Here is a 26,094-nt window from a genome sequence, read left to right as displayed (position 1 = left end):
TATACTGGAGAACATAATAATAACGACGAAAAGGTTACTCAGCATGATTGCAGCAACTCAATCACATAGAGTCAGTTCAACCAAAGGTATACCACGGCATACACTATCACTTCTGATAGCGGCTGTATTATCAGGCCATAGCTATGCCGAAGCAGAGTCCACGCTTAGCACTGAGCAAAACAAAAAAATTGAGCGGATCAGCGTTACCGCAACGCGGCAAACCGAAAACCTACAAGATGTCGCGCTTGCGGTGACCGCCCTCTCCGCCTCAGAGCTTGAGAAGATGAACGTACAAGACCTCGGTGACTTGGCATCTCACGTTCCAAACCTTAACCTGCACTCAGGTGATGCTTCCAACGCCGTCATTTATATTCGCGGAATTGGCCAAATTGACTCTATTTCGTTTAACGATCCCGGCGTTGGAGTGTATCTCGACGACGTATATCTTGGGCGCGTTCAAGGTGCCTTTTTAGATGTTGTCGACCCGGAGCAAATCGAGGTATTACGTGGTCCACAAGGAACCCTTTACGGTCGCAATACCATAGGTGGCGCGGTGCGTTTCAGTAGTGCCAAACCTTCGCAAGACAACGAAGGGTATGTCAGCGTGGCGCTTGGAAATTATAATGCTCGAACGATAAAAGCTAGCGTCAACGGCGCATTGATTGAAGACACGCTCTCTGGACGTTTTGCAATTGCCAAAAGTAGTCGAGATGGTTTTAGTGAGAATCGCTATAACAACCGTGACGACCACGACAAAGACACCTTAGCGTGGCGTGGCAGTTTACTTTATCAACCAAGTGAGAATTTTTCGGCCTATTTAGTCGTCGACGGCTCGAACGCATCCCCCTCAAGCTCACGCACTCCACATCGAGAAACGCCTATCTATTCTGTGATAAAAGAAGGCTACTATGCGCCTGAAGAAGACCCATTTGTCGTCGACGTTAACTACAACGATTTAGAAGAGCTCGATACCTCGGGAGCGAGCTTAACGCTTGAATATCTCACAGGCCACTCGGTATTTAAATCCATCACAGCTCGACGCGAAATGGAATACCGCACGCACTTAGACTTAGATACCACCCCCGATGCATCATTTGGTATTTTTAACTTCGAAGATCAACAGCAGATAAGCCAAGAATTTCAATGGTTATACAAAGACGACCAGTTCTCCTTGGTATCTGGGCTCTATTACTTTAATGAGGACGATCTGAGTTTTGGCGGCTCCGTTGCTCCGGACTTTTTCGTTATGGTGTCACCAGACGTTTACCTGCCTTGGCCTGTGATTAACGCAGGAGAACGCGACCAAGAAAATACCAGCTCAGCCCTCTACGCTAACCTCTCTTGGTCTTTGACTGAAAAGCTCGACGTCACGCTTGGCGCACGCTACACCATTGAGAAAAAAGAAGTCACATCCAAAGGCGAGGAGTTTTTTGGCACCGGTGTAACAACAGCTGAGGAAATGGAAGCGGTATTCGGCACGGGGATTGGCTATAGCCCGACAGGCTACAGCGCATCCAAGGAGTGGAAAGAGTTTACCCCAAAAGTGGTGTTCGATTACACCATCTCTGACAACAGCATGGTTTACCTGAGCGCCGGAAAAGGATTTAAAAGTGGCGGTTTTAACGGCCGGATCACCTCATTTGCGCAACCTTTTGAGCCAGAAACCTTGTGGAGCTATGAAATTGGCTCTAAGTCTTTATTGAATAAGCAGAATATTCGCTTAAATACCGCGGCTTTTTTCAATGACTACAAAAACTTTCAGCTCAGCCGCTTTTCTATCGACCCCGACACCGGCGCGTTTTTATCACTGTTTGAAAATGCAGGTAAAGCCACTATTTACGGCGCAGAAATGGAGCTCGAAGCCGTGGCTTCCGATAACCTCACTCTGAACCTCAATCTGGGCTATTTAGGGGGCGGTTATGATGAGCTTATCGGCGACTTTGGTAAAGAAGTCAGTGATGAAAGGGAGCTGGTTAATTCACCAAAATGGAATGGCCGAGCAGGCTTTGAATACTTCTTTAGCGCCTTTACACAAGGCGAATTTTCACTACGTGCTAGTGCCGCCTATCGCAGTAAAACCTATCTCACCGTGAGCAGTTCAGAGGTACTTGCACAGTCTGGCTACACCCTCTTTGATATGTCACTGCACTACCGCTCCGCGGACGACACTTGGGAAGCCAGTTTATACGGCAAAAACTTAGGCGATAAACGCTATCGCCAACATGGTTTCGATCTTAGCGCAGCACCTGGGGTTCAACTTGGTTATTACGGCGCGCCTAGAACGTACGGTATCAACCTTAAATATAAGTTTTAATTATGAAATTAGACAAACAAACACAAGCACTGTTAGACGACCTCGCGGCTCAAGCTGGCGACATTCATGACATCGAAATCTCCATTGAGACCTCACGACAAGGCGCAAGAGCGATGTTTTTGGGGCTCGCGGGAGAAATTGACGCACAAGTAAGTAGCCAAGACCTACACATTGAACACAATGGTATTCACGTGGGCGTTCGCTGTTACCGGCCAGCGCAGTCTTTGGCAAGCCCCAGTCCCGCGGTGGTGTTTGTCCACGGCGGCGGCTGGTCTTTAGGAGATGTCGACTGCTATGACGGACTGGTAAAAGACTTATGCCAGCAATCCGGAGTCGTTTTTTTCAGTGTCGAATACAGCCTCGCGCCTGAGCATAAGTTCCCATGCGCCCTGCAGCAAGTGATAGCCGTAGTAGATTGGCTGCAAGAAAACCACCAGCAGTTTGAGCTAGACCCCACTAAGATTTCCCTGATGGGCGACAGTGCAGGTGGTAACTTAGCGCTTGTTGCAGCACATAACTTACATCAACAACAGCCAAACACCCTAAGTAACTTATACCTAGTTTACCCGGTAGTTGACTCCTTTTCTCCCCATGAAACCTATCCGTCACGCATGCAGTATGGCGATGGAAACTTGTTGCTAACTAGGGACGCAATTAAAGACACCTGCAACTGGTATCTCGCACCCGAGCAAAGCGCTGCGGACGTCAATGTCTCGCCATTATTTATTGAAGACATGACGCAACTTCCTGCCACTAGTGTGTTGCTTGCCGGCTGCGACCCACTTTACGACGAAGGAATACTGCTCGCCAAAAAACTAAAGCAAGCGGGTGTGCTTAATACCCTAACCTGCTTTGAAAATACCATACATGCGTTTTTCTCCTTTGCCGTGCTCGACGTCTGCAAGCTCGCGCGCAGTAATATCGCCAATCAGTTAAAGCATGACTTGACCTAGGGTAAAAATATGAAAAATACAAACACGACTTTGCGCACTCACACTTATGGGTTGCTCGTTTTTATCTCACTCGCAGCAAGTGGTGTAGCGCACGCTTCAGCGACACTTGAAGCCACCTATACCACGGGTATTAACAATGGCTGGCAAAAGGTTGAAAGATGGCGAGATAGCTCAGGGCATATCGGCAATGAAAGTTTTCCTGTTGACGGCCGTGGCGATCAATCAGGTCAGCGTGCTACTTTCTTTGCATCTAACCAACCAAGCTCTACGCAGTTTCTGCTTTATCATGCGCCGGGTTGGGATAGAAACAGCCGCCAAACACCGGTGTTGCTGATCCACGGTGCCAATCAAGATGCCGATTTGGCTTGGGCAAATCCAAACGAGGCCGGTAGTTACGGTTGTGGTCGACAAAACTGCCCTTCGCAAGGCTTAATGCAAGCGCTTGCCAATGATGATTACAAGGTTTTTGCCTTAAATCTGGCGCATAAAAATGGCGATGGCTTTACCTGGGCGGAGCAGATAGCCAATGCCATCGCTCAGGTTAAAAATAAGACGGGGGCAACGCAAGTCGATTTAGTCACTTGGTCAAAAAGCGCGTTTAATGCCCGCATGTATATTTCTTCTTTGACCAATGCTTGGAGCACTAAATTTAACAGTGATGTACGCAAACTGGTGATGCTCGGCGCCCCCAACAATGGCATTGATTGGTCATTTCGTCACGGCGTTAATCATACCTATGGTGCTTATTCGCAATGTGGCGGCAGCATAAATGGGCCTACTGCGCATGATCAAATATTATGTTTTGGCTTATGGTATTCAAGTTCCAAGTGGGTTTACGACTCGCCTTACTTTCCCGGCTCCGCGCAGATGCTAAAAGCACTAGATGATAAATATGCACTGCCCACCACAGAGCAAGATTGGTATACCACTTACTACGGTGGCTTAGGGTTTGTGAGCAAAGGCCGAGGTATTGCAACGTTTACGGTCAACTCACTGGTAGACCAAGTTCGTAGCGCTGGCACCGACAGCAGCGTCCAAGTTTATAATCTTTGTGGCGATCAGGCCGATATGGCATTTATTCACAATGAACATACCGGCCCTTCCGATGGCGTTGTATTTATCAGCAGCTGCATCGACAGCACAGGAATAAGTAACTTGGCGGGCTCGGCGGTTGTGGCCACCAACCATCTAGAGCTTGGCTGGGAACCCAGTGCAATCAACCAAATCAAAAATTGGTTAAGTGCACCCTAGCTGCCCCTCCGCGGGTGGTGACAAAATACTGCACTAAAGTTGCAACGCAAAACTATTGCTATCTAGGGTTGATGTTGATTAACTGAATTGTTGAGAGTGACAGGATGAGCTTACGTATTTATGTCAAACACCGCTATTGCACCTTGCTACGTGCAATTGATGCAGCACACACTCACCGCAGCAAAGCTGGAATTTGCTGCGGTCGCGCAGTATTTGGCTATCAATAAAGCCATTGATGCCCTAGATGCCATTGAGTTTATGCGCGTGATGGAACACTGTGCTGTCGAGCTCAATGACGAAAGTCTAAACCTCAACCGCAAAAAGCTTCTGCCTGGCACCAACGAATTTGTATTCAATAGCCTGCGCCATTGCCGCACCATTACTCAGCTCTTACAAGAGCTTGCCCGTGGCTATAACTTTATCCACGCGGGAACTTACAATTTCTGCGAAGTATCACACTCTCAAGTGAGTTACATAATTGATGATGCAGCCTTTGACTACGCCACGGCCGCTGACGCGCAATTTTCTCGTTGTATGTTAGATAGCATGCTGATATTGATCCATGGCCTCGTAAAATATGTGTGCGCCGAAACCACCCAAGTTCAACTCACACAAGTGCAGACCAAAAGTGACTCAAACTCGCTGCTAAACTCGGTTATCACCCACATTCCCATTAAACCCTTAAGCAATCGCTACTTACTCACCTATCAATATCAAGAAACGAATCAATCATTAGATTTGGCGAAGCTAGAGCACTTAACGCTCAATACCATTTATCATTCGCTCGCAAGTACACTCCATCACCAGCAGTCGATTAACGACCATGCTAACTTGCTCGATAAAGTCTATAGTGAGCTTAACGCGGGAACACTGTGCCAAGAACAAATGGCTGACAAGCTCAATATCAGTCCGGCAACATTAAGACGAAGGCTCGCTGAGTATCAAACCAGTTTTAGGCAACTCAAAAATAACGTACAGAACAAGCAGGCCAAACTGCGACTGACTCAAGGCAGCAGTTTGTATGAGGTGGCGCATACGCTACAGTTTTCAGATGAGCGTAGCTTTATACGTGCGTTTAAGTCGTGGAATGGCGTAACGCCGATGCAATTTCTGCAGAGTTTGAGTTCTACGGTAAAAGTTGACGTTAAACAAAGCAAAGCACAACAAAAGTGATATTGTGCAACAAGCAAACAGAGTAAAAATGTAATACGCGGAAGGGATATGGAAACACTTCAACTTGCAGGAACGCTGCTCGGCGGTTTGGGAATATTTTTAGTTGCGATAAGCATGATGACAGACGGCCTGAAACTAGCGGCCGGCTCTTCACTGCGCCGAGTGCTTGGAGTGTGGACCAAAACCCCTCAGCGCGGTATTGCTTCTGGCTTTTGCATGACAGCCTTAGTGCAGTCGTCCAGCGCGGTTACCGTGGCCTCTTTGGGCTTTGTAAATGCAGGTCTTATTACCATGCATCAGGCGCTTGGTATTGTCTATGGCGCCAATGTTGGCACCACCATCACTGGCTGGTTAGTGGCAGCGGTTGGATTTAAATTTAATATCCAAGCTATCGCACTTCCCTTGATAGGCATTGGTGCCTTGATGAAGTTGCTACTACCTCGCTCACGACTGGCATCGGCAGGCATGGCTTTGGTTGGTTTTGGGCTATTTTTTATCGGTATTGATATTCTCAAAGGTGCATTTGAGCATATTGTCGCTGCTTTTGACTTAAGCCAATTTACCGCAGAGGGAATAAGCGGCATGTTGACCTTTTTGCTGGTGGGAATGGTGATGACAACTCTCACTCAGTCCTCCAGTGCTTCCATCGCCTTGACCATTACCGCCGCTGCTAGTGGCATGATTGGATTATATGCCGCAGGCGCGATGGTCATCGGCGCAAACGTCGGCACCACGTCAACATCTATGCTGGCATCCATTGGCGCAACAGCTAATGCCAAACGCGTCGCGGCGGCTCAGGTCATATTTAATGTATTCACCGCGATGGTCGCTTTTGCGGTGTTACCTGTGTTGTTTTATCTCATCAACCATTTTACCGCGCTTTTCGGCGTCACTGCTGATCCTGCGTTGTCATTGGCACTTTTTCATACTTTGTTTAATATTTTGGGCGTGCTACTCATCTTTCCACTCAATGACAGGCTTGCTGGCTTTTTAATGAAACGTTTTTGCAGTGCCGAGGAGACGGCTTCGAGGCCACGCTTTTTAGATAATACCATCGCCCAAACGCCAGAGCTTGCAATCAATGCGTTATTGCTTGAGTCCAAACTCGTTGCAGATAAGGTGTTGGCCCAATTTGATAAATGCCTACTCCCGACCGATAAGCTCGCAGTTGAACAGGCACTCCATGCAGTTCAATCTCTGTGTCAGCAAATTAGCCTTTTTATTGTATCGGTAGAGCAATCAGCATTATCATCACAGACCACCTCACTACTCGCTAAACTCATGCGTATTGAGCAGTATTTGTTTACTTGTAGTCACTGTGTAGAACAATTAACGGAACACGCTCCATATAAGCAACTCGCAGAGCATCATGACTTGCATGCACAACTGAATGAATACCAAGCCCAACTTAGCCACTTCATGAAAACCAGCTTACACGGGCAAAACGTAACACCTACTGAGCTGTTGCTGGCGCAAGAGGCATTACAACGTTTACATGACGATGTGAAAGACGACTTAATTCTAGCAGGTACTCACGCGTCACTGGCGATAGATAAGATGGTAAGCAATATCAATACACTAGCGGAAATGTGGCAACTTTCACAGCAGTGGCATAAAGCGATGTTGCTGATCCATGCCATTGAAGCGCAGCTAGAGCTACCTCAATCAAGCATTCAAAGCAGTGAACACAGCACCACAGCTTAGCGCTGTGGTGCGATACTTTTAGTATTACTCGGTAAAATTGAGCTCTTGAGATTCAAGCGAAAATTGCTCGCCGGTATCCAGTGAAATTTCAATATAAAATACATGGTTCTGTTTGTAAGTGGGCTCACTGTTCAGTGCAAACTGGATAAATTCGCTCGCTTTTTTATCTTCCATATCTAAAAATTCAGATATTGAAAAGTAGTCATTTTCACCATTATCCAGCCTACGATAATCAACCTGATTAGAGTAATCGGAACCGATATAGACGATGTCGAACACCTCATTTAAGCTTGAACCTGCAGGTAACTCGTCACTAAACGCAGCGCTAGAGGTAATATTTATATCCGTGATTTTTTCATTGGTATACGGTGGAACAGGTGAACAGGCATAAGCGGTGCTAATTAAAGAAAACTTAAAGCTCGGTGCGCTTAACTGCGCTACAGACTGCGTATCAGCTTTAAGCTGAAATACGAGTGTTTGATACGAAATAGGTTCAACGCCATCATATTCAGTGTTAACCCACTCATCTACCTGATCAGCACTAAATTCACCGAGGTTAAAGCCGGTTATATCAAACCTTGAGTTGCCAACACCACCACATTGACCATCATCAGGACCACTACTGTCGCTATTACACCCCACTAACCCTACCGCTAATACTGCGCTTGCAACTATCAATTTTGCTTTCATTCTGGCTCCTTTTCCAGCTGAGTAAAGTCTCTATTTTGAGTCCAACCAAGAAGAAAATACAGTGTTAAACCTGCTTAGTTTGTTATTAAATGTTCTCGTAAACACCGAGTTTAATTCGACTTAACCAGTGCAGAGATAGAAAACGGTAGTATTAACATCTTATTTAACTTCTCCTTTAGAAGATTTACCAAATGAAGGGCACTGCTATGAATTGATTCGAAATTCGGTGACTGGCACCTTATTAAACGGCAAAAAAATGAAAAAGCAGGCATGTTGACGGAGCGCTCTTAAGTAGGAGAAGTCGTGTGCAAAAGTTACTTTCGCAAAAGCCAGAGCAAAGCTCTGGCTTTTAAAGCGGCTAACCGTGACTTCGTGCAGCTTGATATGCGGCGCGAGCTTGCACTTTTTCAAGATAAGCTTTGATATTGCCACGCGTTGTGAGCAAACCGACTTTATCTGCAATTTCTAGCATCACTGTCATCATTATATCGGCAGCGGTAAAGTCGTTGCCTGCGAAATAGCTTTGCTTAGCAAGTGTGGCATCTATGTAAGAAAAGTCGACATTGACTTCTTTAGCAATGTAACCATCCATTGGTTTATCGCCTGTACGCTGCTCCATCTTCATCATCAAAGATGCGATCACCGGCAGTGCCAATGACCCCTCAGCAAAGTGCAACCATTCTTGATATTGATAGTATTCAGGTGTCCCCGCATCTGGTCGCAAACGGCTGTCTTCTGCCTTATCGAGCAGATATTCCATGATGGCTCCAGACTCACATAAGACTAGGCTGTCATCGACCAACACGGGGGCTTTTCCAAGCGGATGCACCTGTTTAAGACTTTCAGGCGCAAGGCGCGTTTCAGAGTTTCGCTCGTGCTCCACAAGGTCATAAGGCATGTCTAGTTCATGTAAAAGCCAAAGTACTCTTGTCGAGCGTGACTCGTTTAAGTGGTGAACAGTTAACATCTAATTTTTCCTGATAAATCTAATTATACGAGTTCGTCTGGACCTAAGCGCACGACAAGTTTGCCGAAGTTTTTACCTTCCAATAAGCCAATAAATGCCTCGACTGTATTATCCATCCCCTCGACCAAGTGCTCTTTGTACTTAATCTTGCCCGCGTTTAACCATGGCAGCATCGCTTCGCTGAACTCGTTGTATCTATGTCCATAGTCGTCGAATACAATAAAGCCTTGCATTTTCACTCGCTTAATCAGCAGCGTCGCCATCAGCATCGACATACGATCAGGCCCCGATGGCAACTCAGTGGCATTATACTGAGAGATCAACCCACAAAGTGGAACCCGGGCACTTGAGTTAAGCAATGGCATAACTGCATCGAACACCTTGCCACCCACATTTTCAAAATAGACGTCAATTCCTGATGGACATGCCTGCGCTAATTGTTCAGCGAGATCATCCTTGCGGTGATCAAGGCAGGCATCAAAACCAAGTGCCTCGGTAGCGTAACTGCATTTTTCGGCGCCACCAGCAATGCCTATTACTCTACAGCCTTGCAGTTTTGCTATTTGTCCAACAAGGCTACCTACTGCACCAGTTGCTGCGGCAACCACTACAGTTTCTCCAGCTTTTGGCTGACCGATATCCATCAGTCCCATGTAGGCGGTAAGGCCTGGCATCCCTAACACGCCCAAGCTATATGATGGGTTGGGTAAATTGCTGTCTAATTTAAGTAAGCCAGTGCCATCCGAAACGCTGTAGTCTTGCCAACCGCTCATCGCGAGTACCCAGTCACCTTTGGCGAATTTAGGGTTATTTGACGCTTCAACTCGGGATACTGTGCCACCTACCATCGCTTCACCGATAGCAACCGGCTCAGCGTAAGATTTTGCATCGCTCATACGGCCACGCATGTATGGATCTAACGACAAAAAGACGGTACGAAGGAGCACTTCCCCCTCTTTCGGCGTTGGGATCTGTGCTTCTTCATAATTGAAATTTTCTTGCGTTGGTGCACCATGTGGGCGTGACGCTAAGGTAATGCGACGATTCGTTTGTGCGTTTTGAGTTTGGTTTATTGCGTTACTCATGATTTATTCCTTTTAATAAGCAGGTTACAGCTGGTTTAGGTACGTCAGCATTTTCTCAGCGACAAGTTCAGAGCTTGCTGGATTTTGTCCTGTAAACAGTAAGCCATCTCTAACAGCAAACACATTCCAATCATCGACTTTCTGGAAATCAGCGCCTCGTTTAACTAGCTCATCTTCTAATAAAAACGGTACAACATCAGTCAGCCCAACTGCCGCCTCTTCACTATTCGTAAAACCAGACACCACTTTACCTTTTACCAGATACTCACCCGACGTGGTTTTTACATCCATTAGCACCGCCGAAGCGTGACACACCGCACCAACTGGTTTATCTGCTGCTAAAAAGGCGCTTATCAATTGGATTGAGTTGGTATCTGTTGCTAAATCCCATAATGGTCCGTGACCGCCAGGATAAAACACAGCGTCAAAATCTGCCGCGCTCACCTCAGCTAGTTGCAGCGTATTTGCCACCAGTTCCTGTGTTTTTTGATCATCAAAATAGCGTTTCGTACTGTCGGTTTGGAAATCAGGCTGTTCGCTTTTTGGGTCAATTGGCGGCTGACCACCTTTTGGTGAAGCAAGCGTTACTTCTACCCCTGCATCCACAAAGGCATAGTAAGGTGCGGCAAACTCTTCAATCCAAAATCCTGTTTTCTCACCTGTATTGCCAAGTTCTGCATGTGACGTTAGCACCATTAGAATTTTCTTTGCCGTCATCAAAGTTACCTCTCATTCTTTCTTGAAACTTCAGGCTATTTAGCCTGCGGATAAATATAAATGTATGAACTCAAGACAAGTTAAACAATGCAGACAAAAGCTAACTCTTTGTTCAAACAATTGATACAATCAATTCATCTCAACCAGTGGAGTAATGGGTGGACATTTCGTTTGAGCAACTTAAAAGCATGGTCGTTTTTGCCCAAGTTATTGAGCAAGGCACCTTAAGCGGCGCCGCTAGGCATTTAAACTTGTCTCGTGCAGTGGTGAGTTATCATGTCAAAAAACTGGAGTCACAGTTAGGCATAAAATTGCTCAACCGCTCGACTCGCACCATTTCACTTACAGAGGCAGGCCGCGAATACTATCAGCGCTGCCGTGTGATTGCAGAGCAAGCTTTTGCCGCAAACCAGCAAATTGAGAATTTAAAGAAAGAGCCTATCGGCCTAATAAAGCTTACCTGTCCTGTGAATGTTGGCCTGCAAACCATAGTGCCTGCACTCATTGAATTTAGAGCTATGTATCCAAAAATTCAGCTCGATATCATGCTCACAGATGAAGTCGTCAATATCATCAAAGAAGGGATTGATCTGGCTATTCGAGGCGCACCACTTCCCGATTCAGGTTTGCAAGCCAGTAAACTTTCGGTGCTAAAGACCTGCCTGTGCGCATCGCCCGACTATTTGCAAAAGTACGGCGTCCCCAAACACCCCACCGATCTCTATCAGCATCAATGGGTGATTTACAAGCTGACATCGGGCGCACTCACATTGAGTAAAGGGGCTCGGGCCTATAGCATCACGATGAAAGGCGATATAAGCACCAACAATGCAGCGGCACGCACCGCTTTTGTTGAGGGAGGTCACGGTCTTGGACGAATTCCGACTTACGATGCGTTACCAAAAATACAAGCCGGTACTTTAGTGCCTGTATTAGAAGATTACACGCTGCCAGACATACATGTTTATGGCGTTTTCCCAGAAGGCAATGCCAACTCTAAAAAAGTGCGATTACTGCTCGATTTTCTAAAAGGGTATTTTCAGCGCCAATTGGTTGAAGCGTAAAACATCACAACTATCGAAATAAACAAGGCACCTAAAATAGCAGCTCCAACACCTGCGCCGTATTGCTCAGTTACCCCAATATAAATGAGTAATCCACCAGCAACATAAAACGGAATACCAACGGAGATAAAATCCAAATGCTTGCCAATTGCAGCAAGCAAAAACTTCAGCTTTGTAGAGAGTGATAACGATTTTTCCTTGGTCATAACAGACTATGCTCCTTGCATGAAATTTATACTGCCATGATAATAAAGTGTTTAACCACTTTGGTCGAGTAGGTATCTCAGCTGGTGGATGAGATACTAATGTTGAGTGATCAATGAAATCACAAAGGTCAGAAGCTACTTTCTGACTTCATTGACTTTTGACACTTAAATGTTCTTAGCTATTAAATCGGCTTTCAACAAGCCACCTTTAGTAAACAATTTTGCTGAAAACTTAGGTTTTCTCCGTGCTCTATAGGCATCCAGAATTCGCTTAAGTCCATCAGCCTCCAGCAAAGAGATATTTACTTCAGTATCCATTTCCGCACTCTCAACAAAGTCATCAGAAAACGAGGGAGCGACGATTAAAACTTGAGCAACTCTTTTACCAGCACCTTCACATCTTCCTACATATGACTTTACTTGTCTTGAGGTCGTCGAGTACTTTGCAAAATCTCCGTTTTTACATGTCTTCGCTTCGCCTACAATTACATCATCCTCACTCAATGAAATGAGAATATCAGCCTTATCTTTCGAGGTGTTGATCGAACGTCTCAAATCTTCATCTACTTCAAGACCTAATTGTTCAAATATTGCCTTAGTTACTTCTTCGAATTTAACTCCTAATTCGGCTTCAGCTACTTCTATATTTTCACTTTTCAATTTAGTCAAATCTCGTCTCGCTAGAGCACCATAATTATCAATCAGTTTGTCTGTTGCATCAGCAAAGCTGCTAAGGATATTTAGCCTTAAGTTTCCTCGCTTTTTAATCCCCATACTTTCAACAACACTTTTCACTTCATCATTGGTCAACATATATAAAATATCATATGGTGTAATACTCAGCGCCCGCAATTTCTCGACATCTAGCTCCTCTTGTTCTTCAAGCTCGAATTCTTGTTTCAATATTGTAGCTAATGAAGGGAAGTGATTTTGCAGCGTCGAAAATAGCTCTTTAAATCCTGTAGCACTTAAAGCATTAAACTCTCGCTCCGAGCTTTGATTTAAAGCATTTAAGATTAGATCTATACGTTCTTCTATCGTTGAACCAAATTTATCCAATTCTAGATCTAGATCTTGTATCAATGTTTTTAAGCGATCTTTACAATCGTTGACTGGCGTACCCTCGCTAAACATGTCCACTTTTAGGATTTGAGTGACCGACAGCCCCAACTTGATTATATTTACGATCTTATCTTTTCTCTCAACACCACGAATTTTCTTTCTGTGGTTTTTAAGTACGTTTGAGAGCTCCGCATCAGTAAAGGTTCTAAGAATTCTTAGCAGATGCTTGTCGGCAAGTTCCTTTCCTTGTAGCCGGTGAAACAAGCTTACAATTTCATCAGGAACGTATACGGTTTGCCTTTTTCTACTTACAAAAACCAGTCCAATTTCTCGTAAATCATTAATTGCATCTTGCACACCATTCTTGGGGATTTGATCAATCAAATGCTCGATTCCAGCTTGATTATCTGAGGTAACATCAAGGTGCTTAGCTAATACATTAAGAATACCACGTTCATCATCCGTGATTTTCGCTTCTCTATTATTTCTTTCATCATTCGAATATGCTTCTTTTAGGCAAGCATGATAGATTCCTAACCGTTTTCCCTCGGAGAATATGTCATCATCACTGATACTTGCAATTTCAGAGCGTAATTCGTTAGCTTTGGAGTCAATGAGTTCCCATTCTTTTGTATATAAAGACTCAATCCAATTAACCCTAGCAATGCAGTTTCCATCTCTACTTAGAATATTTGTCAAAAGAGTAGCTTGAGCTCCCAACATCGCTAATTGTTCTTTTACCGACTTTTCAAAGTGAGGTAATACAATTTTAAATAGCTGAGTAATATCATTACTTGTTGCATTTTTAATTTGACCATCAAGTTTATTTAACTGAGTTGCTATTTTGTTGTCGTGCTTTACAGCTTCTAGACAAATCCTATCTATAGCATTTATAAATTTTGACTTCTCCACTTGATTGACCAGTGAAAGTACACTCGATAATTTCATGCGTTTCCTTAGTTTTTGTTTTCCTTGGTTCTTCATTACACAACGAAACTTTAGCATCTTAGCTAGTAAGGCTGCGCTTATTTACTAAATACACTACTAAAGCCGCGATACAAATTCACTATTTTTTTACATTTATATAAATAAAATTAGATTTAGATCTAACCAGTCAACTTTAGAGGCACAAAGATATATTTGTGAACAGAAAATGTCATATGAGAAACTTAAATCAAAAACTGTAATGTCCTTTGTGATACGTGGTCTAATTACAATATTCAAGGTTTAACTGAAGTTATTAGATGCTTTAAGCGTCGCCCTAACCGACGGGACAAGCCGACGACTGACGGGAACACTTGCTCCATTGGTTAATTTCAAGTTGCTTTGATTATTATCACTTTCTAATGACACCACTTCATTTAGATTAGTTAAATAAGAACGATGTGTTTTTACAAAAATAGAGGGCAAAGTAAGTTCGAGTTGTTGATAGCCCATAAGCTTGAGTATAATTAGGCTTTTGGCCTCTTACATCCATAGCATTATGAAAAAGCTCTCAAAAGTACAAGAAAAACAGCAAGCTTTGGTACTCACCATTGCAGATAAACTCGAAGAACAAGCTCGTGCAGAAATTCCCGGCATGGTGCAATGTTGGTTTGATGTGGAATATCACTTGTTCCCCGGTTCATTAATACTCTTTTTCCAATTTGAGAACGAACAAGCATTGGAAGCCGCAAGGCCGGACCTTCTTAAATGGCAAAAGCGTTTAAGCGCCGCCATGCTGAAAAAAGGGGTGATTTTAAAAGATATGCGTAAACATTTAACCTTTACTTTGCTTGGTCCTGAAGACTGAAGCAATGTAGATTTATTCGGGTTTGTGAAAAACTGTCACTCTTCTAATTTCAACCATACTATTTGGTTATTATTAAAAAAAGCGTATATGTTACCCTTGTAATACCAAATAGTCTGGGTATCGTATAGCGGAAATTTTGGTCTTCTCAGTGTTGGAGTTTGAATGCGTATATTGTTGTTATTGCTGTTTTGTTTAGCAGCTCCGGCTTTGGCTTACCAAGTACAACCTATGATTGTCGACCTCTCGTCACATGGTAAAAAGTCACTCGTGACCTACCGCCTCCAAAACCCCAGTGACAATCCTTTACCCATCGAGATAGAGGTACTTAAACGTACTTTTGACGAGCACCAAAAAGAAGTGCTGATCAGCGCCGAAGAAGACTTTATTGTGCTCCCTCCACAAGTGGAAGTACCGGCAAAAAGCTATCAAGTATTCAGAGCAAAATACCTAGGCTCGCCCGAACTCAAACAAACACAGTCTTATCGCATTGTCTTCAAACAGCTGCCACTTCCCGGAGAAGATGAAGCATCTGGCGTTAAAATGGTATTTAACTTTGCCACTTTAGTGTTTGTTAGTCCGGATGGTGTTCAATCGCAAATAAATAGCGCGCTGCAATGTGAAGAGCTGACCGACTGTACACTCACCCTAAGTAACCAAGGTGACCGAGTACTGGACTTATCGCAGTTTGAATACCGTTTCCACGATGGCGCAACTGTCATAGATTGGGTGAAGTTTCAGTCAGTTACTGCGGGCCGTTTTATAATGCCAAATCACACTATGGTGATAAATTTACAGCCATTGCTCAATGACAAGCCGAGTAAAACAGTAGAGCTTATCAATCTACTGGCTTCTAAGTAAAAAATAGCTAGATGTTAACAGTGCGCTCAAGCCTGCGCTTGCCTCGTTTAAAACAATTTTGGTTTACTCCACTTTATCTGATGTGGACAGCCCCCGCATGGGCGGCGGTTTATTCAATGGATTTTCCCGTTCGGCTGAATAATGCCGAGGTGGGGCAAGTTTCTGCCTCTGTAGATGGATACGATTTAAAATCGGTTTCAGCCATGCAGCTGAAGGAAAACCTACAATCCGTATTAAGTAAAGACGTACTCGATTGGCTCTCAAGTCTTGAGGAGCACGAGGTCACCCTAGATATGTTACAAGCAAAGGGAATTACGCTTGATCTCAAGGCACAAGATCTCACTATAGACATGTCGCTAGCAGAAGCGGCCATGGCTACAGACACGCTTTCTTATGGCAGAAAGAAATACTTTGAACAACCAACACAAGAAGCGCGTTGGGCTTTACTGAATAATCTCAACTTAAACCATGAGCGTAGTGACAATAATCAAAGCTACCACTCACAATTCGAATGGCTTATAAATGCCAATGTTGGCGGTAGCAACGGCATAAATATGCACAGTTCGGTTTTTTGGGAAAGCGGCAGCACCGAGCAAAGTCACGTCTACCGTGGTGATACGGCTGTATTTTACGATCAGCCCGAAAAACCGAGACGATTCACATTAGGCGATACCCAAAGCAGTAACAATGGCCATTTATCGGGTGCTCCACTTGCAGGCTTCAAAGTCGCAAGCGCCTATTCAAAGCTGCAACCCCAACGTAAGATCACCCCAGGTAACAGCCAACAGTTTATGTTACCCCGCCCTGCAACACTTGAGATATTTATTAATGAGTTTTTGATTTCTAGAGTACGCCTCAAAGCGGGGCGCTATGACCTCAATGACTTACCGCTGACTTCAGGCATAAATAATATTCACGTTGTTGCGACATATGCCAACGGTGAAACCCAGCACTTCCATTTTACTAGCCACTATAACTCTCGGCTATTAGCTCAAGGTGTGAGTGACTACTCGCTAGCAGTTGGTTTTTTATCGGTAGTAGATGATGGTCGTTATCATTATGACGACGACGCGCTGCTCTCTGGCAGTTACGAATATGGCGTTACCGACAAACTCTCACTTGGAGTTAATGGCGCGGCTCATCCACAAGGGCAAGTATTTGGCTCAATCACCACATTCAGTAGCCCTTTGGGTAATGTATCGCTGCGTTACTCGCAAAGTAAAACGTCTGATATTTCCGGCAATGCTTTCTCAATAGAAACAGAGCATAGTATTTTTGGTCATGGTAATTATGGCTCGCCCAACTTACGTTTGGGTTATGAAATCATGGAAGACTTTAGCAACTCGCCTTGGCTTGAAGAAGTCACGCTCAGCAATATCAAGAGAGCTTTTGCTGACTACAGCTATATTATCAACGACCACATAGACTTTACGCTCAACGCAACGCGGCAAGTAAATAATGAAGATTTGGTCACTAAAAACCTTTCTGCTGAGCTTAATTTTCGCTACGAAGGGGCCAGGGTAAGAGTTGGATATAACCATAATGTCAGTGACGATCCTCGTGTCGTCTCCGAAAATCAATTCGTGCTTAACTTTACGTGGAACCATTACAACCGCCAAGACAACGTCCGCACGAGAGCTCAATATAACAACCGTAGTAAAGTCGCCAGCGTAAGCTATGCCAAAACAAACAATAACTACGTCAATGACTATGGCTATGAATTACGGGCGGAAAAAGGCAGTGGGTATAGGCAAGAACAGCTAAAAGCCAGCCATACTAACGCATTTTTTAGAGCTGATATGACCGCAAGTAATTACACTCGCTCGCAATTTACGAGTGACAGCTCCGCCAGTGTTAACTTATCGTCAAGTATAGGTTTTGCTGATGGTCACTTTGGTATGGGCGCCACTACTACCACTCCTTTTGCTGTAGTTACTAAGCATAAAACATTAAAAAATAACGACGTATTAGTTAACGTCGACCGCTTTGGCCGTGCACAAAACCAACCAACGCAACACATTGGCGCATTAATTGACTTGGGCACTGGCTACACCAACTATCAATTTAATATTGATGTACCCAACGCTCCTCTGGGTTATGATTGGGGTCCCGGCACTTATAAATTAGTCGGTGGCGCCAATACAGGGCACCATATTCAAGTAGGTTCGGACCTGTCTTATACCGTGATAGGTACAGTAGTCGACGAACAAGGCACACCTATTGCACTGGGAAGAGGACAAGTAATAAGGCAATCTAATGCCGGCGACAGTGACAACGCTCCAATCAATCGCACCTTTTTTACCAACCGAGTGGGTCGATTTGTTGTAGAAGGTATCAGTACAGGTAGCTACCTAATCGAAATTAACAACATCGTCGGACAATTTACCGTGAATGATGGCGAAAAACGATTTATCAAAATTGGCACCATCACGCTTGAGCAAGCACAATTGCAGGGAGATCCAAACAAATGAAGTTCGCACTATTTTTGCTGCTTGCACTCAGCTATTTGATCTCGCCTGTTGCATTGGCCAAGCGCAACAAATGTGATGGCAATTTTTTGGCGACCTCTAACTCAGCCGAGATAAAAGAAGAGTATGGCAATCAAGTAACCGTATATTTACCGCTAAAAATACAGGTTTCGGATTCGCTACTAGATTGTGCCGATGAAATCTGGGTTGAAGATACATATTATTATTCGTTTGTCTTCTCAGGCCCGACTAAAGATAAATACGCTAGACTGCTGGACTCTCAATACAAACGTATTAACGTTAAAAACGGTATCGCCAAAGCAACCTTAACTAGCCGCTCTACACAAATGTGGATGCGCTTAAGGCACTATAGTTTGTTCCCTGCAGGTTATTACTATGGTGCGGTAAAAGTGTCTATTGTAAGGCGCAACAAGGTCATCGCAGAGCAATATCTGGAGATGACCTATTATGCCGAGCCACAAATCGCCATCTCGCTCGATAACTCAAGCAAAGGTAAAGTGTCGGGCGATGATGGTCACTACCTCATAGACTTAGGCGAACTAAAAACGAATATGCGCTTTTACTGGGGTATAAAAATATTGAGTAATAGCTCATACGATATCGTCCTAGACTCTGAATATAACGGCTTGCGTCATGAAACCAACAAACGAGCCCTTATTGATTACGCAATTAGTTTCGATAACGTCAAAATATCGTCATCAGAACGTTTAACGCGAAGCTATAATTTCTATCCCGGCGTCAGAGATTCGTGGTTTGGCTTTGAATTTCAGCTAGGTAATACCGAGCTTATGCCCGCAGGCTACTATCGCGACAATTTATCACTCACTGTCTACCCAAGATAACAAATTGAATTATAATAATAAAAAAACAAAACAATAAAAAGAAAACAAACATTAAAAACATTGGCACACCAATTGCTTTTAATTTGAAATAACTAGGTATTCAACCTAACACAAATTATAAAGCAGTACTTTATTCAAGGGGATGCGCCATGAACACATTACTTAAATCACTATTTGTTGCCTCAGCAATCACGTCAATGACTGCGGCAGCTGCTGTAGTAGAAACAACAGGAAATGAAGCAAGTTTCACCTTTGAAGGTACTATTGAAGCCATGTGTAAAACTGATAGTGGCTCAAACAGCGTAACTAACTTAAATCTAGATTCTACTCAAGAAACTCAAGAAATTGGTACGCTAGACGTGTGGTGTAACACAGGTGAAAATGCAATAACTGAATATAGCTCAGCTAACGGCGGCTTCTTAGTTGCTGGTAACGGCAAAAACAGCAAAATTGCTTACACGCTAGATATCGGCAGCACTTCAGGTGTTGACTTACAAAACGGTACTTATAAGCACCTAACTACACTGGCAGGCACAGGCAGCGCAGGTGACACGCAAGCAACTACGTTAAAGATCACACCACAGTCAAATGGCTTAAACGATGCGGGTACATACTCTGATACCATCACTGTAACGGTTAGCCCTAACTAACAAAATAATGAGGCAGTGAGCGTTTGACAAAAGCACTCGTTGCCCTCCCCCAAATAAAGTAAATGGCCGGGCTAGTAATTATACATCCCGGCAATTAATTTATAGCGCTAAGATAATGTTCTACTCTCCCCAAATCTACAGATAAAATATCCCGTAGCCCGTGGCATTTCACTTGCAAATTGAGACATAACTGCTGTACTTTATTTGAGGGGGAAGAAGCCATGAACACCATACAAAAATTACTCTTTGCAGTTTTAGTAAGCGCATCTATGTTTGTGCATGCTGCAGTTATTGATACAACGGCTTCTGAAAGTAAATTCTCCTTTGAAGGCACTATAGACCCCGCTTGCAAAACAATTAGTACTGAAAACAACACCACGGGACTAAACCTAGACGCATCCCAAACAACCCAGCAGATTGGCGTATTAGAGGTTTGGTGCAATACCGGCGAAAACGCAACCACTTCTTATAGCTCTGCCAATGGCGGATTTTTAGTTTCCGATAACGGTCAAGGCAGCAAACTGGCTTACACCCTAAATATTGGTGATAGCGAAGGGATAGATCTGCAAAATGGTGTATATCAGCACACCAATGCAACAGCTGCAGGTACCGGTAGTAGTGGTGAAACCAAAGCAACGCCGTTGAATATCACCCCGCTTTCCAACGGCCTAAATGCCGCAGGTACTTACTCAGATGTCATCACAGTAACGGTAAGTTCAAACTAGCTACAAGATCAGAAAGCACCTTTGGCTTTTCTAAATAACCTGAGGTTTGGATAAGGAATGTTCCAACTCATTGTTTCTAAAGAACAACTTAGTTTTTTACTTTTCTAGCCAGAGAGTTTTAGGGAAAACACCGCTTCCGCGTCCTGCTCTCGCTAAGGTACCTACATCCTGTAGGCAAGGCGAATTTACGCACCAATAGCTGGCTATTGGAAGTGAATTCAACGCAGTTAGCGCTAAAACAGGCTGCTAGAAAGGCATTAATTTTCCGCAGCTCAGGTTAAATAGGCAAAGCTCTCCCCTTTCTCCATCGACTCACTTAACCCAGCCGATTCCATATTGCGTTATTTTCAAGTAAGCTGCTAAGGCTCCTTATAAATCTCAAAAAAGAGGAAAGTACGTTGGATAAGAGAATTGAACCTGAGCTTCCCAGTATTACGCCAGATTTAGATCAGGTTGAAGCCTATAAAAACTCCACCACTCAAGCGAGCCGTAAAACCTCAGCACCAAAAGAAAGTACCAAACAAACAAGCCAGCCCGCCAAAGGGATGGGGATGATGAATTGGTTGGGTGCAATCTCGATTATTGCGTTGGCTGCTGCGGCGTTTGCGCTCTACCAACAAAACTTAACAACTCAGGCACAATTACTCGAATCAACAAAGCGCATTGCCGAGCTTGAGCATACCCTCACCGCCACAGATGAAGAGATGGACTTGTCCGCGGGTGCAATGCAAGCAAAATTGAACACACTAACCGAGCGCACAGACGAGCTTTGGTCACAGATGGATAAACTATGGGCGTCAGCGTGGCGAAGAAACCAATCAGACATCAAAAAGCTCGAAGAGCAAGCAAGTAATAACGCTAAAAACCAGACCAGTACGACTACCAAAGTAGAAACGCTATCGCAGAGTCAAACGGAGCTTGCTTTAAAACTATCGCTATTAGAAGAACAACAGCAAGCCGCTAGTGTGCTAAAAAATCAAATTGCAGCCATTAATGGCGATGTTGATCAGTTAAAGTCTCAAGCGCAAAGCAGAGACTCTAAACAGATAGAGATCGGCGCAAGCCTTACCCAAATAGAGATGACACAAACCGCACTGGCAGAAAAACTAGAGCGTTTGGAGCGTAAATTGGCCGCAGCCCCCACAACTCAAACGCAACCAAAAGCGAATTAATCCGCCATTATCAATGGTTACGTTAGTAATATGAGTTGGCTGCGAACTCGCGCAACCAACTCAGCTTTTATTCTTTTGGACACTCATAAAGTCCCTCGCCAGTTCACAAAATATAACGTAAAATATCCTATTACATTCCTGTATTTATTCGCGCGTAAGCTTTACGCTTAAATCAATACACATTATCTACTCAGGCATACTGTTTTGCCGATTGAGTATTTCTTGCTTGAAGGCAACTATGAAAAAGACATTTGAACTAATTCACCCTAAAATCAAACTTGAAAGACGCGTTGACGCGGTTAAGCATGAGCTTAAAAAATACCTAAAGCGCGAGCGCAACAAAACTTTGCCAGCAGGAGCTGATTATTGGGATTTTGATTGTAAGTTTGGTAACACAGAAGCAGAAGCCGAGCCGGTGCACCTATCACAACTAAACAAGTTGATTGATAAAACGCAAACTGAAAACCTCACTTCCTTTTATGTTGAGATTTTAGCAAAGCCAGGCTATAGAAAATCAAACGATTTATCTGACGATGAGTTAGAAGACTACTAAGCCCAACTTCTGTAGGTCGAGCTTTAGCTCGACAACATCTACTCTCCCCCAACAATACCAACTGGCACAAAATCACGCGCATGATACAATCGCTCGTCGAATTTTTGGTGGCACTACTGCCGGTATAGTGAGAATTAAAAAGTATGAGCGAGTCATTTGTAGCAATCGGATTGGTAAACCCTAAATCACCAACCAACGTGGGTGGCGTATTACGGGCCGCAGGTTGTTATGATGCGCAAGCCATCTACTTTAGTGGCAATCGTTATGCAAGGGCTGCAAAGTATCATACGGATACAAAAAACGTTGCCGACAACATTCCCATCAAACAAGTTGATGATTTTATCAGTTTAAAAGTAGCTGGCCGTGCGCTTGTCTGTGTGGAGCTGGTAGAGGGCGCAGCCCCACTGCCTCAGTTTGTTCACCCCGACAATGCGTTATACATTTTTGGTCCTGAAGATGGCAGCCTGCCACAGGAAATCGTGGATGCCGCCGATGCCGTGGTATATGTACCAACCACAGGCTGCATGAACTTAGCCGCGACAGTCAACGTGTTGTTATACGACCGTATGGCAAAACGCTCAACTGGATTTGATGCTAGTCAGATACTCACCAGCCGTGATATCAATAACCGCCTCACGGTTGGATAAGTTCTTGCTGTAAGCATCTTTTTATTTTTGACTAACCCGCCCTTTGACCGGGTAGTGATTTGCGTTTTTTAAGCTTTGTAAGTCATCAAAACGCACGCCATGCTGGGCCATAACCGGGCGTACTTTTTTACTTATCAATTGTCGAATATAAAACGGTTGATTAGGCACAAAGTGATGAATTGTGTGCGTACGGCCAAAATCAAAACAAAATAACTGAAATGGTAAAAACCAGCGACTGGTGATCACATGGGTCTGCTCTAATACGTTACTCACGCCACCATAATAATGCATTGAAGATGTAACAAGGTTTAAAGATGCTGAGCGGATCATATTAGGCACAATCAATACCACCATTAAAAATTCAGCAACTGCTAGCAACTCTGCTCCCCACCTAGGTAATTCAAACGGTTGCATAAATTGCAGCACGTAATAAGCAATCACACCATATAAAGTTGCAAAATAAGCCGTAGCAAGCGGAAAACCAGCATTAAAGACCTGCAAAAACTTAAAACCCTTGATTTCTCGACTAAACCGCTTGGCATTCAATAATAAACCTAACAACCCGTCTGTAACCACCACAGCTCGCAACCAAGGAGATTGGATACCATTACCCACCAAGCGCTCTTCTATGTCTTGTTCAGTACCAGACACTTTGTGGTGATGTAAATGAATTTGCCTGCGATACCAAGGATTTACCGTATTTGGCCGCATCAGCCACACCGTCAACATCATAAAATGATATACGAACGGGCGATCACTAAAATACTGCTTGTGGATCAAATCGTGCTCAAGCTCATGAGAAATAGAGGCGATAAAAGCCGCCAAGATAATACACAGCCATGCAGGAATAACGGCAAAATAGTAAAGCGAGGCAACACCAAATAGCGCACTTAACGACAACAGCAAAATAACCATAGCAATACCGTTTTGCTGATTTAAAATAGGATAACGCGTTCGAAGCAACTGCTCTTCAGCTTGGATAGCAGTCACTATCGCTTTGATATTCTGCCTCGCAGTTAATATTGGCATTGGTCGCTTTACTCACTTTTTGATATCAAAATCATAACGCAATCTCGTATTACCGTAGCAGCGGCTTTATGCAGCGACAACTTTAAAACAGCAACGCAACGAAACACCTAAACTCCAAGCTTCTACTGATTATCATCCATCTTATATTCCCGTAGCAGCGGCTTTATGCCGCGACAACTTGAAAACAGCAACGCAACAAAACCCCCAAACTTCGCGCTTCTATTGATTATCGTCCATCTCATATTGTCGTAGCAGCGGCTTTACGCCGAGACAACTCTAAAACAGCGGTACAACGAAACACCTAAACTCCGAGTTTCTACTGATTATCATCCATCTTATATTCCCGTAGCAGCGGTTTTATGCCGCAACCGCTTTTCAAACAGCAACGCAACGAAACACCTAAGCTCCGAGTTTCTATTGATTATCGTCCATCTCGTATTGCTTCAATATCGCCAGCATGCTCTCTGGAATTGGCGATTTTTTCCCTGTTTTCATATTAAACATCACCACATTCGCATACCCCGTTGTGCATACTGCTTGTTGTGATTCACTAAACGCCTCATAGCGCATGGTAAAGCGGTCTTCTTTGATATCGGTAATATATGAGCCAATATACAAGGTATCTGGAAACGTAACGGGTCTTTTATATTGCGCGTAAGTATCACGCAAAACCGGACTATGGGTAGGTTCAGATAATACAGAAAGTAAGCCCGTTTGAGTCAAAAAATCGATTCGCGCGGTTTCAAAATAACGAAAATACGACACGTTATTCACATGCCCCAACGCATCCATTTCTCCCCATACCACATTCACTTTGGTGGTGATTGCAAACTTTTCTAAAAATTCCTGCATGATGTTACCTTTAATTTTATTTATTGAACTTGAGAGTAACAACTCATCGTACCAGCAACAAGGTTAATGAGATGATTTAAAGACAACTTGTCAAAACAAAGAAAGCAAAACCAGCATTTCGCAGTGCAACCTTACGCTATCCCACGTAGGTCGCCATTTATGGCGAAAAATAATGCTTCAACTCCTTTTGATCTCGACAAAGCGGCAGATATAAGCACACGGAAAAAGCTGGGTTTTATAGCTTTGCTCTTGCATTGTACCCTACGTAGGTCGCCATTTATGGCGACAAGTAATGCTTCAGCTCCCTTTGTTTTCAGCGTAGCTTTAGATAGAAACACAATTCAAGCGAAATCCCTATCACTCAATCTCACAAAAAATTGACGCCTTTTATAGGTTCAACAACCAAGATAAATACACAATAAATTTTCTCAATACTTTCAATACATAAGCAAACAGCAGAGCAATATTTACAAGCTTGGTTTAAAAAATGCATCTGAAATCAAAATCAGAATTAAACTTAAGCATGTCACCAATATGAACAACAGCACAAATACAGTTTATGTACTGAGCGGTTACGCCAAATGCGCCATCACTCAGCAAGGAAAATACAAACTTGGTAACAAACACTCCATCGGCCTGCTAACCACAGACGAAAACTACGAAGATAACATCAATAAACTTGAAGCCTTTATTAAAGATTTAGGTTGGGAGTCCATTACGTTTTGCATGGTCGAAACCGTTAACGACATCAGCACCCTATCCAACGACGTTTTGGTATCCAGTTTTCTTCGAGCTCAGCAAAATGGCCAATCGTTAGTGGTAAACGACCTGCCTATTACCGTCCATTAAGGCGGTAAATGCACACAACAAGGCCTGACTGTAAGCAATGGCGGCAAAAGCACTACGCTACTCTATACCAAGCTGAAGTTAATCGGGTGGGAGCGGCTTCACGCCGCGATCTTTTGATGGTTGCCAGCGGCTATGAACAATTCGTAGCAGCGACTTTATGTCGCTACTTGTTTTTGAATCCAGTCTTCAACTGTACCTTTTGTCGCTTCGCCGGCGAGGAAAAACCAAAGACGTATATTATTTGTCGCCATAAATGGCGATCTACGTAGAGATTTGGTGTGAAGTCTCAGCTATACGTTGCTATAAGAGATCGCGGCGTGAAGCCGCTTATATGGACTCCTCCAATTGTACAAGCCATTTTTAGCATTATTGGTGTGATTGCGTGCTTATATCCGGGCTCTTGATGAGGTGCTACCTCGGCCTCTTTGATGTATTCGCGCCCTTGTGCCT

The 26,094-nt window shown here is 43.9% G+C and carries 25 protein-coding genes; 16 read left to right on the top strand and 9 right to left on the bottom strand.

Translation table 11 applies throughout. From position 1 onward, the window contains the following. The first annotated feature begins 43 nt into the window (after positions 1–43). From MHN30_RS16610 to MHN30_RS16590, 5 genes are all read left to right on the top strand, one after another. On the top strand, positions 44–2,314 hold the full coding sequence (locus MHN30_RS16610) for a TonB-dependent receptor (protein ID WP_130164675.1): 2,271 nt from the start codon (positions 44–46) through the stop codon (positions 2,312–2,314). A 2-nt stretch (positions 2,315–2,316) separates the two neighbouring features. After that, the gene (locus tag MHN30_RS16605) at positions 2,317–3,267 is read left to right on the top strand and encodes an alpha/beta hydrolase (protein ID WP_239360418.1); all 951 of its coding nucleotides are present in this window, start codon (positions 2,317–2,319) and stop codon (positions 3,265–3,267) included. A gap of 9 nt (positions 3,268–3,276) precedes the next feature. Then, positions 3,277–4,518 (top strand): lipase, encoded by a 1,242-nt coding sequence (locus MHN30_RS16600; RefSeq protein ID WP_239360417.1) that lies wholly within the window; start codon positions 3,277–3,279, stop codon positions 4,516–4,518. 120 nt (positions 4,519–4,638) lie between these two features. Then, positions 4,639–5,691 carry a helix-turn-helix transcriptional regulator gene (locus tag MHN30_RS16595; RefSeq protein WP_239360415.1) on the top strand — a complete coding sequence of 351 codons (1,053 nt, stop codon included), beginning with the start codon at positions 4,639–4,641 and terminating at the stop codon, positions 5,689–5,691. Positions 5,692–5,739: 48 nt separating this feature from the next. Beyond that, positions 5,740–7,395, top strand: coding sequence for a Na/Pi symporter (locus tag MHN30_RS16590; RefSeq protein WP_239360413.1), 1,656 nt, complete (start codon positions 5,740–5,742; stop codon positions 7,393–7,395). 24 nt (positions 7,396–7,419) lie between these two features. On the opposite strand, the gene MHN30_RS16585 is transcribed toward MHN30_RS16590, so the two are convergent. The 4 genes from MHN30_RS16585 to MHN30_RS16570 form a co-directional block, all read right to left on the bottom strand. Beyond that, positions 7,420–8,085 carry a hypothetical protein gene (locus MHN30_RS16585; RefSeq protein WP_239360411.1) on the bottom strand — a complete coding sequence of 222 codons (666 nt, stop codon included), beginning with the start codon at positions 8,083–8,085 and terminating at the stop codon, positions 7,420–7,422. Between the two features lie 358 nt (positions 8,086–8,443). Continuing rightward, a complete protein-coding gene (locus MHN30_RS16580; RefSeq protein WP_239360409.1) occupies positions 8,444–9,052 on the bottom strand; it encodes a glutathione S-transferase family protein in 609 nt (202 codons plus the stop codon). Positions 9,053–9,075: 23 nt separating this feature from the next. Further along, positions 9,076–10,137, bottom strand: coding sequence for an NADP-dependent oxidoreductase (locus MHN30_RS16575; protein WP_130164681.1), 1,062 nt, complete (start codon positions 10,135–10,137; stop codon positions 9,076–9,078). Between the two features lie 24 nt (positions 10,138–10,161). After that, a complete protein-coding gene (locus MHN30_RS16570) occupies positions 10,162–10,854 on the bottom strand; it encodes a type 1 glutamine amidotransferase domain-containing protein (RefSeq protein WP_239360407.1) in 693 nt (230 codons plus the stop codon). Between the two features lie 158 nt (positions 10,855–11,012). Between MHN30_RS16570 and MHN30_RS16565 the strand changes: the two genes are divergently transcribed. Next, positions 11,013–11,918, top strand: a complete 906-nt coding sequence (locus MHN30_RS16565; protein ID WP_130164683.1) for a LysR family transcriptional regulator — start codon at positions 11,013–11,015, stop codon at positions 11,916–11,918. Here MHN30_RS16565 and MHN30_RS16560 read toward each other — a convergent pair. The 3 genes from MHN30_RS16560 to MHN30_RS16550 form a co-directional block, all read right to left on the bottom strand. After that, positions 11,894–12,124, bottom strand: a complete 231-nt coding sequence (locus MHN30_RS16560) for a hypothetical protein (RefSeq protein ID WP_239360405.1) — start codon at positions 12,122–12,124, stop codon at positions 11,894–11,896. The two genes, MHN30_RS16565 and MHN30_RS16560, sit on opposite strands and share 25 nt — an antisense overlap. 165 nt (positions 12,125–12,289) lie before the next feature. After that, positions 12,290–14,134 carry a hypothetical protein gene (locus MHN30_RS16555; protein ID WP_069021468.1) on the bottom strand — a complete coding sequence of 615 codons (1,845 nt, stop codon included), beginning with the start codon at positions 14,132–14,134 and terminating at the stop codon, positions 12,290–12,292. Between the two features lie 279 nt (positions 14,135–14,413). Further along, entirely contained in the window at positions 14,414–14,623 is a 210-nt protein-coding gene (locus MHN30_RS16550; RefSeq protein WP_069021470.1) for a LytTR family DNA-binding domain-containing protein, read from the bottom strand. A 46-nt stretch (positions 14,624–14,669) separates the two neighbouring features. Between MHN30_RS16550 and MHN30_RS16545 the strand changes: the two genes are divergently transcribed. The 9 genes from MHN30_RS16545 (at position 14,670) to MHN30_RS16505 (ending at position 22,914) form a co-directional block, all read left to right on the top strand. Continuing rightward, a complete protein-coding gene (locus MHN30_RS16545; protein ID WP_039492032.1) occupies positions 14,670–14,978 on the top strand; it encodes a hypothetical protein in 309 nt (102 codons plus the stop codon). A 162-nt stretch (positions 14,979–15,140) separates the two neighbouring features. Beyond that, positions 15,141–15,836 carry a fimbria/pilus periplasmic chaperone gene (locus MHN30_RS16540; RefSeq protein ID WP_130164684.1) on the top strand — a complete coding sequence of 232 codons (696 nt, stop codon included), beginning with the start codon at positions 15,141–15,143 and terminating at the stop codon, positions 15,834–15,836. Between the two features lie 11 nt (positions 15,837–15,847). Then, positions 15,848–18,307, top strand: coding sequence for a fimbria/pilus outer membrane usher protein (locus MHN30_RS16535; RefSeq protein ID WP_239360402.1), 2,460 nt, complete (start codon positions 15,848–15,850; stop codon positions 18,305–18,307). Beyond that, complete coding sequence (locus MHN30_RS16530; protein WP_239360400.1) at positions 18,304–19,167, top strand: hypothetical protein; 864 nt, start codon at positions 18,304–18,306, stop codon at positions 19,165–19,167. Before MHN30_RS16535 ends, MHN30_RS16530 begins: the two co-directional genes overlap by 4 nt. 149 nt (positions 19,168–19,316) lie before the next feature. After that, the gene (locus tag MHN30_RS16525; protein ID WP_239360398.1) at positions 19,317–19,817 is read left to right on the top strand and encodes a hypothetical protein; all 501 of its coding nucleotides are present in this window, start codon (positions 19,317–19,319) and stop codon (positions 19,815–19,817) included. A 221-nt stretch (positions 19,818–20,038) separates the two neighbouring features. Then, a complete protein-coding gene (locus tag MHN30_RS16520; protein ID WP_239360396.1) occupies positions 20,039–20,542 on the top strand; it encodes a hypothetical protein in 504 nt (167 codons plus the stop codon). A gap of 398 nt (positions 20,543–20,940) precedes the next feature. Beyond that, positions 20,941–21,714: a hypothetical protein gene (locus MHN30_RS16515; protein ID WP_130164689.1), complete on the top strand. Its 774-nt coding sequence runs from the start codon at positions 20,941–20,943 to the stop codon at positions 21,712–21,714. A gap of 238 nt (positions 21,715–21,952) precedes the next feature. Beyond that, complete coding sequence (locus MHN30_RS16510; RefSeq protein WP_010370561.1) at positions 21,953–22,267, top strand: DUF6172 family protein; 315 nt, start codon at positions 21,953–21,955, stop codon at positions 22,265–22,267. Between the two features lie 143 nt (positions 22,268–22,410). Then, on the top strand, positions 22,411–22,914 hold the full coding sequence (locus tag MHN30_RS16505; protein ID WP_239360394.1) for an RNA methyltransferase: 504 nt from the start codon (positions 22,411–22,413) through the stop codon (positions 22,912–22,914). A 21-nt stretch (positions 22,915–22,935) separates the two neighbouring features. Here MHN30_RS16505 and MHN30_RS16500 read toward each other — a convergent pair whose 3' ends face one another. After that, on the bottom strand, positions 22,936–23,943 hold the full coding sequence (locus MHN30_RS16500; RefSeq protein WP_239360392.1) for a fatty acid desaturase: 1,008 nt from the start codon (positions 23,941–23,943) through the stop codon (positions 22,936–22,938). A 414-nt stretch (positions 23,944–24,357) separates the two neighbouring features. Next, complete coding sequence (locus MHN30_RS16495) at positions 24,358–24,795, bottom strand: thioesterase family protein (protein WP_010607300.1); 438 nt, start codon at positions 24,793–24,795, stop codon at positions 24,358–24,360. Between the two features lie 534 nt (positions 24,796–25,329). On the opposite strand from MHN30_RS16495, the gene MHN30_RS16490 reads away from it, so the two are divergent. After that, positions 25,330–25,644 carry a hypothetical protein gene (locus MHN30_RS16490; RefSeq protein ID WP_239360390.1) on the top strand — a complete coding sequence of 105 codons (315 nt, stop codon included), beginning with the start codon at positions 25,330–25,332 and terminating at the stop codon, positions 25,642–25,644. Positions 25,645–26,094 lie beyond the last annotated feature (450 nt).

The sequence above is a fragment of the Pseudoalteromonas sp. OF7H-1 genome (assembly GCF_022347825.1).
Classification (GTDB): Bacteria; Pseudomonadota; Gammaproteobacteria; order Enterobacterales; family Alteromonadaceae; genus Pseudoalteromonas; species Pseudoalteromonas maricaloris.
The sequence above is the reverse complement of the archived record's forward strand: the minus strand, read 5'-3'. Positions and strand labels throughout refer to the sequence as shown.

Bases quoted from the DNA above. Each gene is read 5' to 3' on its own strand.
- MHN30_RS16590 (WP_239360413.1), top strand. From the start codon at position 5,740: ATGGAAACACTTCAACTTGCAGGAACGCTGCTCGGCGGTTTGGGAATA.
- MHN30_RS16540 (WP_130164684.1), top strand. From the start codon at position 15,141: ATGCGTATATTGTTGTTATTGCTGTTTTGTTTAGCAGCTCCGGCTTTG.
- MHN30_RS16545 (WP_039492032.1), top strand. From the start codon at position 14,670: ATGAAAAAGCTCTCAAAAGTACAAGAAAAACAGCAAGCTTTGGTACTC.
- MHN30_RS16505 (WP_239360394.1), top strand. From the start codon at position 22,411: ATGAGCGAGTCATTTGTAGCAATCGGATTGGTAAACCCTAAATCACCA.
- MHN30_RS16580 (WP_239360409.1), bottom strand. From the start codon at position 9,052: ATGTTAACTGTTCACCACTTAAACGAGTCACGCTCGACAAGAGTACTT.
- MHN30_RS16595 (WP_239360415.1), top strand. From the start codon at position 4,639: ATGTCAAACACCGCTATTGCACCTTGCTACGTGCAATTGATGCAGCAC.
- MHN30_RS16490 (WP_239360390.1), top strand. From the start codon at position 25,330: ATGAACAACAGCACAAATACAGTTTATGTACTGAGCGGTTACGCCAAA.
- MHN30_RS16535 (WP_239360402.1), top strand. From the start codon at position 15,848: ATGTTAACAGTGCGCTCAAGCCTGCGCTTGCCTCGTTTAAAACAATTT.
- MHN30_RS16600 (WP_239360417.1), top strand. From the start codon at position 3,277: ATGAAAAATACAAACACGACTTTGCGCACTCACACTTATGGGTTGCTC.
- MHN30_RS16605 (WP_239360418.1), top strand. From the start codon at position 2,317: ATGAAATTAGACAAACAAACACAAGCACTGTTAGACGACCTCGCGGCT.
- MHN30_RS16555 (WP_069021468.1), bottom strand. From the start codon at position 14,134: ATGAAATTATCGAGTGTACTTTCACTGGTCAATCAAGTGGAGAAGTCA.
- MHN30_RS16585 (WP_239360411.1), bottom strand. From the start codon at position 8,085: ATGAAAGCAAAATTGATAGTTGCAAGCGCAGTATTAGCGGTAGGGTTA.
- MHN30_RS16570 (WP_239360407.1), bottom strand. From the start codon at position 10,854: ATGACGGCAAAGAAAATTCTAATGGTGCTAACGTCACATGCAGAACTT.
- MHN30_RS16495 (WP_010607300.1), bottom strand. From the start codon at position 24,795: ATGCAGGAATTTTTAGAAAAGTTTGCAATCACCACCAAAGTGAATGTG.
- MHN30_RS16500 (WP_239360392.1), bottom strand. From the start codon at position 23,943: ATGCCAATATTAACTGCGAGGCAGAATATCAAAGCGATAGTGACTGCT.
- MHN30_RS16560 (WP_239360405.1), bottom strand. From the start codon at position 12,124: ATGACCAAGGAAAAATCGTTATCACTCTCTACAAAGCTGAAGTTTTTG.
- MHN30_RS16525 (WP_239360398.1), top strand. From the start codon at position 19,317: ATGAACACATTACTTAAATCACTATTTGTTGCCTCAGCAATCACGTCA.
- MHN30_RS16530 (WP_239360400.1), top strand. From the start codon at position 18,304: ATGAAGTTCGCACTATTTTTGCTGCTTGCACTCAGCTATTTGATCTCG.
- MHN30_RS16510 (WP_010370561.1), top strand. From the start codon at position 21,953: ATGAAAAAGACATTTGAACTAATTCACCCTAAAATCAAACTTGAAAGA.
- MHN30_RS16520 (WP_239360396.1), top strand. From the start codon at position 20,039: ATGAACACCATACAAAAATTACTCTTTGCAGTTTTAGTAAGCGCATCT.
- MHN30_RS16550 (WP_069021470.1), bottom strand. From the start codon at position 14,623: ATGGGCTATCAACAACTCGAACTTACTTTGCCCTCTATTTTTGTAAAA.
- MHN30_RS16610 (WP_130164675.1), top strand. From the start codon at position 44: ATGATTGCAGCAACTCAATCACATAGAGTCAGTTCAACCAAAGGTATA.
- MHN30_RS16575 (WP_130164681.1), bottom strand. From the start codon at position 10,137: ATGAGTAACGCAATAAACCAAACTCAAAACGCACAAACGAATCGTCGC.